Source organism: Spirosoma sp. (genome assembly GCF_026391055.1).
Taxonomy (GTDB): Bacteria; Bacteroidota; Bacteroidia; order Cytophagales; family Spirosomataceae; genus Spirosoma.
Genome location: NZ_JAPLET010000010.1, coordinates 275,129 through 289,456, shown reverse-complemented (window position 1 = coordinate 289,456; position 14,328 = coordinate 275,129). Strand labels below are relative to the sequence as shown.

Annotated in this window: 10 protein-coding genes; 5 read left to right on the top strand and 5 right to left on the bottom strand. The window is 52.6% G+C overall.

Annotation, left to right across the window (positions count from 1 at the left end; all coding sequences use genetic code 11):
- The first annotated feature begins 188 nt into the window (after window positions 1-188).
- Both NT073_RS03605 and NT073_RS03600 read left to right on the top strand, forming a co-directional pair.
- Window positions 189-1,355 (top strand): acetylxylan esterase, encoded by a 1,167-nt coding sequence (locus tag NT073_RS03605; RefSeq protein ID WP_297368910.1) that lies wholly within the window; start codon window positions 189-191, stop codon window positions 1,353-1,355.
- A gap of 282 nt (window positions 1,356-1,637) precedes the next feature.
- The gene (locus NT073_RS03600; RefSeq protein WP_297368907.1) at window positions 1,638-3,014 is read left to right on the top strand and encodes a Gfo/Idh/MocA family oxidoreductase; all 1,377 of its coding nucleotides are present in this window, start codon (window positions 1,638-1,640) and stop codon (window positions 3,012-3,014) included.
- Between the two features lie 52 nt (window positions 3,015-3,066).
- Here NT073_RS03600 and NT073_RS03595 read toward each other — a convergent pair whose 3' ends face one another.
- A complete protein-coding gene (locus tag NT073_RS03595) occupies window positions 3,067-6,624 on the bottom strand; it encodes a DEAD/DEAH box helicase (RefSeq protein WP_297368903.1) in 3,558 nt (1,185 codons plus the stop codon).
- A 78-nt stretch (window positions 6,625-6,702) separates the two neighbouring features.
- Complete coding sequence (locus NT073_RS03590) at window positions 6,703-7,716, bottom strand: hypothetical protein (protein ID WP_297368900.1); 1,014 nt, start codon at window positions 7,714-7,716, stop codon at window positions 6,703-6,705.
- A gap of 229 nt (window positions 7,717-7,945) precedes the next feature.
- Between NT073_RS03590 and NT073_RS03585 the strand changes: the two genes are divergently transcribed.
- The 3 genes from NT073_RS03585 (at window position 7,946) to NT073_RS03575 (ending at window position 11,121) form a co-directional block, all read left to right on the top strand.
- The gene (locus NT073_RS03585) at window positions 7,946-9,205 is read left to right on the top strand and encodes an anthranilate phosphoribosyltransferase (RefSeq protein WP_297368897.1); all 1,260 of its coding nucleotides are present in this window, start codon (window positions 7,946-7,948) and stop codon (window positions 9,203-9,205) included.
- Window positions 9,206-9,338: 133 nt separating this feature from the next.
- A complete protein-coding gene (gene lhgO / locus NT073_RS03580) occupies window positions 9,339-10,535 on the top strand; it encodes an L-2-hydroxyglutarate oxidase (RefSeq protein WP_297368894.1) in 1,197 nt (398 codons plus the stop codon).
- A gap of 79 nt (window positions 10,536-10,614) precedes the next feature.
- Window positions 10,615-11,121 (top strand): DNA starvation/stationary phase protection protein, encoded by a 507-nt coding sequence (locus NT073_RS03575; protein ID WP_012930087.1) that lies wholly within the window; start codon window positions 10,615-10,617, stop codon window positions 11,119-11,121.
- Window positions 11,122-11,189: 68 nt separating this feature from the next.
- On the opposite strand, the gene serS is transcribed toward NT073_RS03575, so the two are convergent.
- From serS to NT073_RS03560, 3 genes are all read right to left on the bottom strand, one after another.
- Window positions 11,190-12,461, bottom strand: coding sequence for a serine--tRNA ligase (gene serS / locus NT073_RS03570; RefSeq protein ID WP_297368888.1), 1,272 nt, complete (start codon window positions 12,459-12,461; stop codon window positions 11,190-11,192).
- 163 nt (window positions 12,462-12,624) lie between these two features.
- Window positions 12,625-12,768: a nucleotidyltransferase domain-containing protein gene (locus NT073_RS03565; protein ID WP_297369177.1), complete on the bottom strand. Its 144-nt coding sequence runs from the start codon at window positions 12,766-12,768 to the stop codon at window positions 12,625-12,627.
- 138 nt (window positions 12,769-12,906) lie between these two features.
- Window positions 12,907-14,247, bottom strand: a complete 1,341-nt coding sequence (locus NT073_RS03560) for an aspartate kinase (RefSeq protein WP_297368885.1) — start codon at window positions 14,245-14,247, stop codon at window positions 12,907-12,909.
- Window positions 14,248-14,328 lie beyond the last annotated feature (81 nt).

Below are 14,328 nucleotides of genomic sequence, written 5' to 3'. Positions count from 1 at the left end.
CAGAAGATTATTTTTTGCACATCTTTCGATTAAACTATAAGAATTACACGATAAGCTAACCGGTTATGGAGTAAGAGTCCTGCAGAGCCATCTTTTGAGGTTGATTTAAACTCGTGCGTATGAATTAAGGAATGTGCGCCCGGCGCCGAAATTTCCGTGTCTTTGTGTTCAATAAATTACTCCTTATCATGAACCTCCGATTGCTTGTCAGTTCATACGTTTTAAGTACAGTAACCGCTTTTGCGCAACCCAATCCGGCCCGACCGGATTTATGTCAGGGGGCGTATTTCACCGAAGCGGAAGGGGCGGCTGCATTAAAGACTTTCGCCCAGACTCACCACGACCGCGCCAGTTGGGAGGCTCGGGCCAAGCTCATTCGGCAGGGGATACGCGAGGGAATGCAACTGCCCGACAAACCAAAGTTTGCTCCGTTGCAGCCCGTCCGCCACAGTCTGAAAAAGATGAATGGCTACACGGTCGAAAATGTGTATTTCGAAAGTATTCCGGGCGTTTTTGTAACGGGTAACTTATATAAACCCCTCACTATAACCGGGAAAATACCGGCCGTTCTCTGCCCGCATGGTCACGCAGCAAAAGAAGATGCCCGCTTTGTTGAACAAACCCAGCAACGGTGCGCCACGATGGCCCGTATGGGTGCGGTGGTCTTTGTGTATGACATGCTGGGTTACGGCGATTCGAAGCAGACATCCCATAAGGTCCCTGAAGCCCTGAAACTGCAAACCCTGAACGGCATGCGGTCGCTTGACTTCCTGACTAGCCTGCCCGAGGTAGATAAAAACCGGGTGGCCATGTCGGGTGAATCGGGTGGGGGTACGCAAACCTTTCTGCTCACCGCCCTTGACCAGCGGATTAAAGTGTCGGTACCCGTAGTGATGGTGTCGGCGCACTTCTTTGGCGGATGTACCTGCGAGAGCGGCATGCCCATTCACAAACGACCTACACACCAGACAAGCAATGTCGAACTAGCTGCTTTAGCCGCTCCACGCCCCATGATTCTGATTTCGGATGGGAAAGACTGGACAAAAAACACGCCGGATGTCGAGTTTCCGTACATCCAGGCCATCTACGGTTATTATGGGGCTAAAGACCGGGTCGAAAACGTGCACTTGCCAATGGAAGGCCACGATTACGGCCCCAGCAAGCGTACTGCCGCTTACCGGTTTCTGGCGAAAGAGCTAAAGCTGGATCTGAACCGGGTGATGAAAGATGGGCAGATTGACGAGTCGCCAAACAAGCTGCTTGAACCGTCGGATTTAGCGGTTTTCAATGCGGCCCACCCCCGCCCGGCCCGCGCCGTTATGGGCGATGAGGCTGTAATGGCATTGGTGAAATAGATTGTAGCCTTTAGCCCGGCTGTTAGAGAGCACAAATTAGGTTCAACGTCGGTCGCGTAGCGACGAAATGTTTGTAGAAGCCGATCCAGTACTCTTTATCTCGTACCGTCGGGTACGCAACTTTTGAGTCGCTGTACAACAAACGCAATCCTAATTAAAGTAATAAATGTGTCTGTCTGTGTTTAGTGTTTGTGCTTGTTACGAACCAATAATCCTGATCAGGCATGTAAACCATTAATCTCCTATAACCCCGGCTCTGCCGTCTGAAAAACCTTAATTCGCATGGATATTTTCAATATCAACCGTCGTCGTTTTATACAGGGCACTACTGCCTCACTTGCTCTTTCGGCCTTTGGGGCGAGGGGGATGGATCTGATCAATCCGCCCAAAGCCTATCGGGTTGGCCTGATCGGTACGGGCTGGTACGGCAAAAGTGATTTGTTTCGTCTGATTCAGGTAGCACCCGTTGAAGTGGTTGCCCTCTGCGATGTCGACAAGAATATGTTGGCCGGTGCCGCCAAGCTGGTTAGCCAGCGGCAGAAATCGGGTAAAACGCCCAAGCTGTATGGCGATTATAAGAAAATGCTGGCCGAGAACCAGATGGACATTGTACTCATCGGCACCCCCGACCATTGGCACGCACTCCAGATGATCGACTGCGTAAAGGCAGGGTCGCATGTGTATGTGCAGAAGCCCATCAGCGTGGACGTGATGGAAGGCGAAGCGATGGTTGCTGCCGCCCGTAAATACAACAAAGTGGTGCAGGTGGGTACGCAACGGAAAAGTACCCCGCACCTGATTGATGCTAAAAAGCGGATTGTCGACGCCGGATTGCTCGGTAAAATATCGCACGTAGAGATGTCGTGCGACCTGCACATGCGGAACAATGGCAACCCAGCTGTTCAGCCGGTCCCCGATTTCCTAGACTACGAAATGTGGACCGGTCCGGCTCCGTTGCGTCCCTACGATGGCTTACCCCACGTGCGCTGGTGGCGGACATTCATGGAATATGGCAACGGCATTACGGGCGATATGTGCGTACACATGCTCGATACCGTCCGCTGGATGCTTAACCTGGGCTGGCCCAAGCGGATTACGTCTCACGGTGGAATTTATGTGCAGAAAGAGGGTAAATCGAACATCTCCGATACGCAATCGGCGCTATTTGAGTACGACGAACTGAACTGTGTGTGGCATCACAAAACTTGGGGAACGGCCAACAATCCCGATTATCCCTGGTCTTTCACGCTGTATGGTGAAAAAGGCACTCTGTGGGGCAGTACCATGCAGTGCGACTTCATTCCGGACGGTAAAGGCGAGAAAATCCACTTCGATGTTCTCTTCGAAAAAGAGAAATACCCGGAAGACGTCACGGAAGATACCACGCCGAAAATTGAGCTGAATGCAGCCCCGGCTACGCGCCTGCACATGCTTAACTTCCTGGATGCTATCGAAAAAAACAGCCGACCTGTTGCAGATATTGAGCAGGGTCACATCTCAACGGCAAGCTGCATTCTGGCCAACATGGCTATGAAAACTGGCCGTCCAATGGTATACGACCCCGTCAAGCGCGAAGTGGTGGGTGATAAAGAAGCTACTAAAATGCTGGCACGGGATTATCGGAACCCATACACACACCCCGATCCGAAGAAGGTGTAGATAGATAGTAGAGTCGCGTAGTACTGACCGTGACGGTCGGTACTACACGACTCTACCCCAACGCCACCAGTTCTTTCAACTCATCATCACTCAAATCACCAAGCCAGGTTTCGCCAGTTTTGACGCTGAGGTCGGCGAGTTCGCGTTTAGAACGAATCATGGCGTCGATTTTCTCTTCCAGTGTGCCCTGGTTCATGAGTCGGTAAACCATGACGTTCTTTGTCTGGCCGATACGGAAAGCACGGTCGGTGGCTTGCGACTCCACCGCCGGATTCCACCATAAATCGAAGTGAATAACGTGGTTGGCCTGGGTCAGGTTAAGTCCCGTACCGCCCGCTTTGAGTGATAGTATGAACGTGTGGTCACTGCGGTTTCGCTGGAATTGCTCCACCATCCGGTCGCGTTCGGGCCGGGAGGTGCCGCCGTGCAGAAACAACGGCTGCGTGCCAAATGACTGTTGAATGAACTGGGTCAGTAGCTCACCCATCTCCTTGTACTGGGTGAAGATCAACACCTTTTCGTGGTTAGCGTAAATCGTTTCGAGTAAGCTAAGCAAGAGTGTTGCCTTGCCGGACAGCGACGGAGCCGCATTACCTTTCTTGAGGTATTGATGCGGGTGATTGCCAATCTGCTTGAGAGCTGTCATGAGTTTCAGCACCAGACCCCGGCGCGCAATACCGTCTTTCTCTTCAATGGCCCGTAAGCTTTCCTGCACCACACTCTGGTAGAGCACGGCCTGCTCGGTCGTGAGGGCGCAAAACTGGTTAGTCTCGATTTTATCGGGAAGATCGCTGATGATGGTGCGGTCGGTTTTGACGCGACGGAGTAGGAACGGACTGGTAATGCGCCGGAACTGGTCGAGTTTCTGGTGGTCGCGCTCCTGCTGAATCGGCTTGCCGAACTCCTCATTAAATTTGGTCAGCCCGCCCAGATACCCTTTGTTGACGAAATCCATAATGCTCCAGAACTCCGACAACCGGTTCTCGACTGGCGTACCGCTCAAGGCAATGCGTATGGGCGATTTTAGGGCTTTAACGGCTTTTGTTTGTTCGGTATCGGCGTTTTTGATGTTCTGTGCTTCGTCGATGACCACCACCGCCCAGGTTATCTTCTTCAGTTCGTTCAGATCACTCCGGATAACGCCGTAGGTCGTCAACAGCAGGTCATACTCGCCGTTGCGTTCGGTGGGGAGCTTTCGGTTGGAGCCATGGTAAATCCGGGCCTGCAACTCCGGCGCGAACCGGGCAATTTCTTTTTGCCAGTTGGTCAGCAGGGTCGTAGGTAATACAACCAGTCCCTTTTGTTTCTTGAATCTCCCTTCCTGTTTGAATTTTAGTAGCAGCGCAATGACCTGAAGGGTTTTTCCAAGGCCCATGTCATCGGCCAGCAAACTACCCATACCGAGAGCCGTATTTTTAATGAGCCAGTCGTAACCACGCTGTTGATACGGGCGAAGGGTCGCATCCAGCGAGTCGGGGAGGGGCTGCGATTCACTTTCGGTAAACTGCCGAATCAACTCCCGCACATCGGCCGTCAGGCCAACCCGATTGCCCCGGAACTCTTCCGATAAAGCCGCCCGAAGCAGTTCAGTGCCCGTTAGTTCGGGTGGATTTTCGAGTTGTTTATAAAGCTTGTTCAGTTCGGTTGGATCGACGAGCACGTACTGATCTTTGATTTTAACCAGCCCCGTGGTGCGGCCTACCAGCTTCTGGAACTCTTTTACGCTCACCATGTCGCTACCGAGGGCAATCTGCCAATCGAAGGTCAGCATGTCGTCCAGCCGCATAAAGGCATTGTTGGCCGTAACTTTGGCCTTTAGCCGTCCACCCGCTGTGGGGCGGACCCAGTGCTGGAGCGACTTAGGCAACAACAGCGCAATGCCGAGCAACTGCATTCGGGGCAGTTGTTCCAGCAGGACTTTCACGAACTGTTCGGGCGTATAAGCCAAATAGGCCGGGCCTCCCGTTTTGGTCAGTTTAGCCAGATCGGGAAAGTGCCGCGCCAGCACCAGTAAATCCTGTAAAACGGCCATCCGGATGCGCTGATGGCGGTCGATGCCGTTAGCGCGTTTGTCGAGCAGGTCCGGCAAGGGAATTGGGGCAGTTGGCGCCCCGTTGATGGTGGGGGCTTCGCGGTCGCGGATAAGCAGACTCAGCCGGAATTCATCGCCCGATTCGCTATCTTCAACGGCCAGAATGGGTACAAACCGTTTATGGGTCAGAAAGAAATCACTCACCCAAAGCTGCATGGCTAGCGGCATTTCCTTCCGGCCAAATCCTTCAAAGCGGATCGTTTCGACCCCGAAAAAGAGCCGGTCGGCGTCTTCCAGAGGCCAACGTTCCCAGAGTTCAACGGTAGCAGGTTTGATGGCCCGGCGCAGGAACAACGAACATAGTGTTAGCACCTGCTGCTCATCGGGTAGAGCGAGCCATTCCTTTTGCCAGCGCACCGTAAGTAGCGTGGGCGGCAGTTGCGCGGCCAACAAATCGGTCTGGCGTTTTACGGTCTCATTAAGCGTAGCGGGGAGCCACCGAACCCGGTATTGCTCTTCTGTTGGCCCCACGCGCAGGAGCTGGGGCACAACGGCACCCCTGCGCAGCAGCGCGGCTGCAAACTGCATGGTTAGGTACAGACCCCTCACCGAATCACTCATTTCGGCCCAGTCGGCTTCGGTGAGGGTGTTGAGCCAGGCCATCAGGTCGCTCATGTCGAAGCCTGGAATAGACCGGGGTTCGCCATGCTCGCTGAACATATTAATTTTCTTGACCGTCATCACCTCATCGAGTTGCAACTCAATGCTGTCGCTGAAAGCTGGTACGCTAGCCGTGTTGCGCTCTTCGTTCAGGTCAACGTCAACCGGCTTGCTAAACAGCTTGTATGCCCGTGCCAAGGATTTATGAAAGTCGCCTTTGGTGAAGGTAACATCGGTAGCGAGCAGCCCTAAAAGCTGGTCAGTCAGCGCCGGAATGGTGGCGAAGTCCAGATTGGCCTGCGCCTTTTCGTTAGGTTTCCAGTCTTCGTCGTCGGGCAAATCGTCGGTGCCAATGTCTTTAAACGACAGGACCGTTTCGAGCGCACCCTGAATACCTTCTACCTGAAATTTTTGCAACTCGCTCAAAATGTCAAGCCCTTTCAGTTGAAAAACCAGAAACGGATTCCGGTCAATTTCATTGGCGATGGTATAAATAACGGCAGCCAAGTGCTTGCAGGGCACGGCTTCGTCGGGGCAGGAGCAACCCATCGACAAGTCCCGAAACGAATGCGGGAAGAGTTGAATGCCGCTCGTCTCTGCAAATTCGGTCAGTTCGGGAGGAAGTTGCCGGTTCAGGAGTTGCGCCAGCGTGGCTGGGTTCTCCCGGATTTCGGTCAGCAGCCACTCTTTTTCCTGCTCAGAGAACAGCGGTACCGATAACTTTGATTTATAGGGTCGGGGGGCGGTTCCTTTAATCGAGGCACTAATTTGATTCTGGGAAATGGACAATCCCTGCACCGCTCCTTTATTCGCGTAAGTTTTACCCCGCGGCAATCGGTTCGCCATGTCAATGCTGGTCAGTGCATTGAGCCATTGTTGTCCCCACCATGTTTTGCCGTAGGTGATTCGTTCCGCCATGTTACCGAATTGAAATGTCTTCGTAAAAATAGTCGATTGGGCCATTAGCCAGCGGTTGTGCACTGCTAACGGGCCGAATCAAGCACGATTCGTTAGTAATTGAACGAATGAATCGGGATTATCCACACAAAAAGAAAATCGACTGATTTGCTTCCTCAATCCATAAGGCCCGTCGAAGCAAATGGGTTCGCTGAAGCTCAGTAAAATAGTGGGTGCTGTTAGAAAGGCACCGTTGAGTTGACCGGTCTGTTTTGCCGGTTTTTCATGAATCCGTCTGATATCAATAATCGCCGAGCGAGGTATAACCGCCCCCCAGCGTACCCCTAAGCGGAGGTGAAGATGCGTATCGGTCAAATAGGAGGGACGCTTGACGGTGGCAATCATGTCGGCTATGAAAAATAACAACCCATAGACGCTGGTCAGGGTTACCCAGAACGCTATTGACGGATTCCAGCGGTTCAGTAGCACATGGAGACCAACTGTTTCGATAAGGCCAACCATTAGCAGGCTGACCACGAGCGCAATTTGTCCTGATTGACGATGCGTGGTCAGGACGGTCGATCCGGGCGGAACATTCTGTCTGAGCCGCCAGCCCAGCAGCACGTAATAGAGCGTGAGGCCCTCGCCCATGATAATACCAGACGCTTTATGACCAAAAACGGCAGCGAGGCTGCCTTGCAAGGCTGTTTCTGCATCCGACTGAGAACGCAACCGTCGATAGGTCTGCACAATAGTTCGGATTCGTAAACCCGCTAGTATCAGTACCATTGCCTCAGTCAGTACCAACAAGATTGGCCAGAACTGGTTTGGTAGGAAAGCGCCTTTTGGTAGGATGAACGACGCCAGACGCAGCATCAGAACAGCGATCAGGATGGTCCGGTTGCGGGGCAGTTGATGGGGTTTTGCCACAAGCCAGTAAAACAAACCCGTGGTGACGAACACCAGATCGAACATGACACCCAACGAAACGGCCATCGGGCGCCGAACGAAACCAGTTGTTTGCGTTACGGCCAGTTCGACGCTGACCAGTAGGCCCGTCAGCAGGATGAATAACCCGGTTTTGGGTGTAAGAAAAAGCCGGAGAGAAGACATAAAACAGATTATTTCCGATAGATAAACACGGCTCAGGGCACGGTTTACCAAAACTAAACCTTTTTAGGGTTAACTGAATTGGACAGGAACAGTAATAGACTACACTTTAGGAATAATATGGCTTTAAGGCCTTCAAAACCGCCATTTTTGCTAACTTTTCGGTTAGAGAGTCCATCTTTTTTACTTATATTTACCTACTCCCTATCTCTCAGTTAAACCAGTTAATCTTATGGTTCTGGACGTACCGGCCACCAGTACCCCGCTTGGGCGTGGTATTAAACACATTGGCATTGGTAAGTATGGCAGTAAGCCGCTTACCCCCGAAATGCTTGCTGAATGTCGGGTTGCGCTGGCCGATCCCGCTTCCCATCCGCTCCAGCGAGGGGCTTTTCTGGGAGCCTTACTAGCCAAAGGCCCAACCGACGATGAACGGACGCTGGAAGAGGTAATCGGAAAAGGAGCTTTTTTACATCCGACATTTCTTATCAATAAAGTTTGTCCCGATCTACCTGAAGGGATGCTTCATATTGCCACTAAACTGGTTCGGGGGGCAAACCTTCAGGTCGATGAAGCCGAGCAATTAGGTGATTATCTGTTTGGTGATGGCTCCTGCGAGACTTTCCGGGGACTGGCCGCCAGCATCATGCGCGTCCGGCACGAAACGAACGAAGAATACCATGGGCTGATGCGTGCTGCCGAACGGACGTTTACGCCCGGATTTGGCCCCATAAGCTGCGCCGACCGGCCGCTGATCCAACTGGCTGAGCCGTTTGATGGCGTCGAGAACAGTTACCTGATTACGCCCCTGCTGGCGCAGTTTTTCCAGAAACGGGGCTACGGGGCCATCTCTATGGTGGGCCGCTCAGGTGGGCCGAAGTTCACGCTGAATACCCTCGATCTATACATGAACCTGGGTTGCCAGTTTTTACAAAGTAACCACGAACTGGATACACCCCTGGCTTCGTACGGCTGGGTGCTCGACCAGAAAGCCCTGTCGCCAGCCCTTAACCGGTGGGTGGAGCGTCGGCATACCATGATCAAACGCCCGTTTCTGGCTACCCTCGAAAAAGTGCTGAACCCCTGCCACGCCCGGATTCTGGTGACGTCGGTGTTTCATATTACCTATCAAATGAAAATGGCCGAACTGGCCATGCTGGCCGGATTCGACGCCGTTATCGTCCTAAAACGCGGCCTGGAGGGGAGTCTGGCTCCCTCAACCAGCCGTGCAACGGGCGTACTTTGCGCTGTTCGTACCCCCAAAGGGCATTTGTTCTTTCAGCACTTCGAAGGTGACGCCCCCGCCTTCTCGGCCTTCCGTACAGAAACGGAACCTGAATACGACCAGCCGCAGGCACTGGACAACGCCCGGCTCGTGAAGCAGTTTATGACTACCGGCCAAACCGCTAATGCCGATTTCGACAACCGGGTTCGTTTTGCCCACGCCCTGTACGGGCGCGGACTCGATTGGATTGAGGGCCAGCTGCGGTAATCGGCTGATTCGTCTGAAAACTGTACCTTTGTGCCTTAACTATACAGCAGGGGTATCCGGCAGTAACTTGTCCGACAATACGGGCTGCCGAACTTAGGCATCGCTGACAGCATCTTGCTGTCAGATACAAGCTATGACAGACGTAGTAATTATTGGCGGGGGCATCGTAGGGTTAGCCACCGCGCTTCAGTTGAAACAGCAACGGCCAAACCTGACCGTTATCTTAATCGAGAAAGAATCCGCTGTTGCTCGTCATCAGACGGGGCATAACAGCGGGGTTATCCACTCTGGACTGTATTACAAGCCGGGCAGTCTGAAAGCCACTAACTGCATTCGAGGCTACCACATGCTCATCGACTTTTGCGATGCGGAAGGTATACCGTATGACCTTTGCGGCAAAATCGTCGTCGCCACCAAACCTGAAGAGCTCCCCCAACTCGATACGCTCTATGAGCGCGGGCAGTCGAACGGCCTTGGCGGACTGAAAAAGCTGTCGCTGGCCGAGATGCGGGAGATTGAGCCGCATGTAACGGGCGTTGCCGGTATGTTCGTGCCGCAAACAGGTATAATTGATTACAAGCAGGTATCCGACAAGTATGCCGAAAAGTTTCTGGCGCTGGGCGGTGAAATTCGACTAAACGAGCGGGTGGAGCAGGTAACACCCGGAACGAGCCTGAGCATCGTAGTATCGAATAAGAACCGTTACGAAACCAAACTGGTCGTGAACTGCGCAGGTCTGTATTCTGATAAAATCGCTCAGCTTACCCAGCGCGAGCCGGTCGATGTACGCATTGTGCCGTTTAGGGGGGAATACTTTAAGATCAAGCCACAAAAAGAATACCTGGTTAAAAACCTGATTTACCCCGTACCCGACCCGAACTTCCCTTTTTTGGGCGTTCACTTCACCCGTATGGTGCATGGGGGCGTAGAGGCCGGTCCGAATGCGGTTCTGGCGTTTCAGCGGGAAGGCTACACCAAGTCGGCGGTGAATCTGAAAGAATTGTACGAAACACTTTCGTGGCCGGGGTTTCAGAAAGTAGCCGCCAAGTACTGGGAAACGGGTCTGGGCGAAATGTATCGGTCGTTCTCCAAAGCCGCTTTCACCAAAGCCCTGCAGGGCCTGATACCGGAAATTCAGGAGTCGGATCTGGAGCCGGGGGGCGCGGGTGTACGGGCGCAGGCCTGTGACCGTACCGGTGGATTGCTGGATGATTTCGCCATTCTGGAAAGCGATAAAGCCATTAACGTCGTCAATGCACCATCGCCAGCCGCCACCTCGTCGCTATCGATTGGCAAAACGGTTTCCGAGAAAGTGCTCGCCCGATTTTAAGTTGGATTTAACAAACAATATCAGGGGCATGGGGTTTTTCAAGGGTATAAGCTTTTACGCTGACTAACTGATTAACCTTATGAAAGCTGTTCATCAAGTAGAGGTGCTGGATACCCCATCCGACCTCAAAGACAAAGGCATACAAAAAGTAGCTGAAGCTGTAAACGGGCTGGTGGCCGATGCCTTTGCACTATATATCAAAACGAAAAATTACCACTGGCACATGTCGGGACGCCATTTCCGCGACTATCATCTGCTATTGGACGAGCAGGCCGACCAGATTTTTGCCACCATCGACCCGCTCGCCGAACGCGTCCGGAAACTGGGTGAAAATACCATTCGGTCGGTGGCGCACATTGCCCAGTTGCAGCGGGTGAAGGACAACGACGAAGATTTCGTGGCACCTAAAGACATGCTGGTTGACCTGATGAACGAGAATAAAAAGATGGCGAAAGCTATGCGCGACGCACACAAAGTAGCCGACGACGCTGAAGACGTAGCCACCGCCAGCTTGCTCGAAGTATACATTGATGAGACCGAACGCCGTGTGTGGTTCCTGTTCGAAACCACTCGGGAGTTGAATTAGTGTCTTGGTAAAAAAAGGAAGGCGTGCCACGGTTTGAACTGTGGCACGCCTTCCTTTTTACTAACCTACTAATCGATCACCTCAAACCCGCAATACGGCACAAGAACCTTTGGGATTTTGATGCCTTCGGGTGTTTGGTTATTCTCCAGAATGGAGGCCAGAATACGCGGCAGCGCTAACGCCGAGCCATTCAGCGTGTGCATGAGCTGCATTTTCCCTTCTAGTTTCGAACGCAGTTTCAGCCGGTTAGCCTGATAGGTTTCGAAGTTTGAGACGGAGCTAACTTCAAGCCAGCGTTGCTGTGCCGCCGACCATACTTCCATATCGTAGGTAAGCGCCGAAGTGAAGCCCATGTCGCCCCCACACAAGCGCAACACGCGGTAGGGGAGTTCCAGTTTCTGCAACAGGCTCTGAACGTGCAGGCTCATTTCTTCCAGAGCCGCGTAGGAGTTTTCGGGCCGTTCGATGCGCACGATTTCCACTTTATCGAATTGGTGCAGCCGGTTCAACCCGCGAACGTGAGCACCCCACGAACCCGCTTCCCGCCGAAAACAAGGCGTGTATCCTACATTTTTAACCGGCAACTGATTCTCGTTCAAAATTACATCCCGGTAAATATTTGTGATGGGGACTTCGGCCGTTGGAATCAGGTACAGTTTATCTTCGGTGGCGAAATACATCTGCCCTTCCTTATCGGGCAGTTGTCCGGTTCCAAAGCCCGAATCTTCATTAACCAGAATGGGTGGCTGTACTTCTATATAACCGGCTTTCAGGGCTTCGTCAAGAAAAAAGTTGATCATCGCCCGCTGAATCCGGGCTCCTTTGCCTTTATAAACGGGAAACCCCGCTCCGGCAATCTTCACACCTAGCTCGAAGTCAATAATGTCGTACTTCTTAATCAATTCCCAGTGGGGCTGGGCTGCGTCGTGAAGCGTGGGCTTGTCGCCATGTTCGAGCACCACTTCGTTATCGTCGGCACTGCGGCCGGGTGGAACGCTGCTGTGCGGAATGTTCGGGATGGTAACGAGCACGGCCTGCAACTCAACTTCTACCTGGCGCAGGGCTTCGGCGAGGTCTTTGGAGCGGACTTTCAACTCAGCGGTTTCGGCTTTGGCAGCTTCAGCAGCGGTTTTATCCCCCGCCTTCATCAACGCACCAATCTGACTGGCTTTGGCGTTGGACTGGGCCAATACATCGTCAAGTTCCTTTTGGGTATCGCGCCGTTTCTGGTCAAGCGTCAGCACATTGTCGACAACCGTTTCGGCATTGGCGAAATATCGCTTTCCAAGCCCCGCCAACACGGTGTCTTTATTCTCGCGGATAAAATTGAGTTGCAGCATATTACTGGTTAATCAGACGTTTGATAACGTCAATAAATTCCTGAGTTAGTGAGAGTAGGAAACAGTACGACCTGTAGTCTGATGCCTTCGTCCATTACATTCTGATACAAGTCTGTAACCTCATAACGACGTCTTTCCCGTTGGGGCCAAACAATGGTGCTAATCATCCGACCGCTCTCTTATTGAATGTCGTACAACCGATCCGAAAACTGCCACCTTCTCCCCCAGACAGATCGTTGTTCGTAAATACTAAAAAATCCCAGTCCGAATTGGGACGAGCATCACCCCGCGCCCTTGACCCGTGCAGTCAAACTTCGGCCTGGGGGTCAATCTCGCAGACTTGCTTCTTTACTGCCTGTGAAAATTGCTTGTCAGTCATGGCCTGGCGAGATTGATGGGCAGCAACGCCATTTCTTTGAGAAATGGCGTTGCTCTGAACGCAAAGTTACACGGAAAACAATCCGTCATTCAAGGCGTTCAGTGCGTCGGCTTTGTAACGACCATGAACGAGCAGCGACAGGTTGCTTTCGGTACCGCCGTATGAGATCATCCGGATCGGGATGTTTTTCATGGCGTTGAACACCCGAACCGCGACGCCTTCGTTGTCGGCGCTGAAGTTCCCTACAACACAAATAATGGTCTGGTCGTGGTCGGGTTCTTCGAGTGTACAGAACGTGTTGAGTTCGTCCGTAATTTCCTGAAGGCGCTCGGTATTGTCGATTGTTACCGATACCGACACCTCGGAGGTCGTTATCATATCGACCGGCGTTTTGTACTTCTCGAAAATTTCGAAAATCCGGCGCAGGAACCCGTAGGCATTCAGCATACGGGTCGAGTGGATGTATAGGGCTGTAATGCCGTCTTTGGCCGCAATCGCTTTGAATACTTCGCTGGATGCGGCCGACGCTTCGGGACGGTCGGCGATGAGGGTGCCGGGGGCGGCTGGGTCCATCGTGTTTTTCAACCGGACGGGCACACCAAACATCCGGGCGGGGGTGATGGTAGACGGGTGCAGGATCTTCGCGCCGAAATACGCTAATTCTGCCGCTTCGTCGAACGTCAGCTCGCGAACGGGAAAGGTGTTTTTAACAATACGCGGGTCGTTGTTGTGCATCCCGTCGATGTCGGTCCAGATCTGGATTTCTTCCGCCCGGATAGCACCGCCAATCAGCGAAGCAGTATAATCCGAGCCACCCCGCTTGAGGTTGTCGACTTCGCCCCGTGGATTCCGGCAAATGAAGCCTTGTGTAACAATGATCTGCTTATCGTCATGGGCAGGCAGCAGTTCGGCGAGTTTCTGTTCGGTAAACTGAATCTCAGGCTCGTTGTCGGCGTCGATGCGCATGAACTCCAGCGCGGGCAACAACGTAGACGGAACACCCTCTTCGACCAGATACGCCTGAAAAATCTGTGTACTCAGCAACTCACCTTCGGCCACCAGTTCTTTTTCCTGCTTCAGCGTAAATGGCTTGATACCCGTCAGTGAGCGGATAAACGAGAATTCGCTGTCCACGATTTTCTGACCGGCCGCTTTCCCGTCGGCGGTTTTATACAATTCGCTCAGGAATGAATCATAGTGCGCTTTCAACGCGTCGATCTTAGCATGAGCATCGGCATCGTTATTCGCTTTCAGCGATTCGCCGATGGCTAGCAGTGCGTTGGTAGTGCCGGACAGAGCCGACAGTACGACGATTTTACGAGTGTCGTCGCTGGTGATCAGCGTACGGATGGAGTGCATACGCTCGGGCTTCCCGACCGATGTGCCGCCAAATTTCCAGACGTGCATTTTAAGGTGAATTAGTGAATTAGTGAATTAATGAATGAGAAAGTAGCGTGTGTTTCACTATTCGCACATTCTATCATTCAC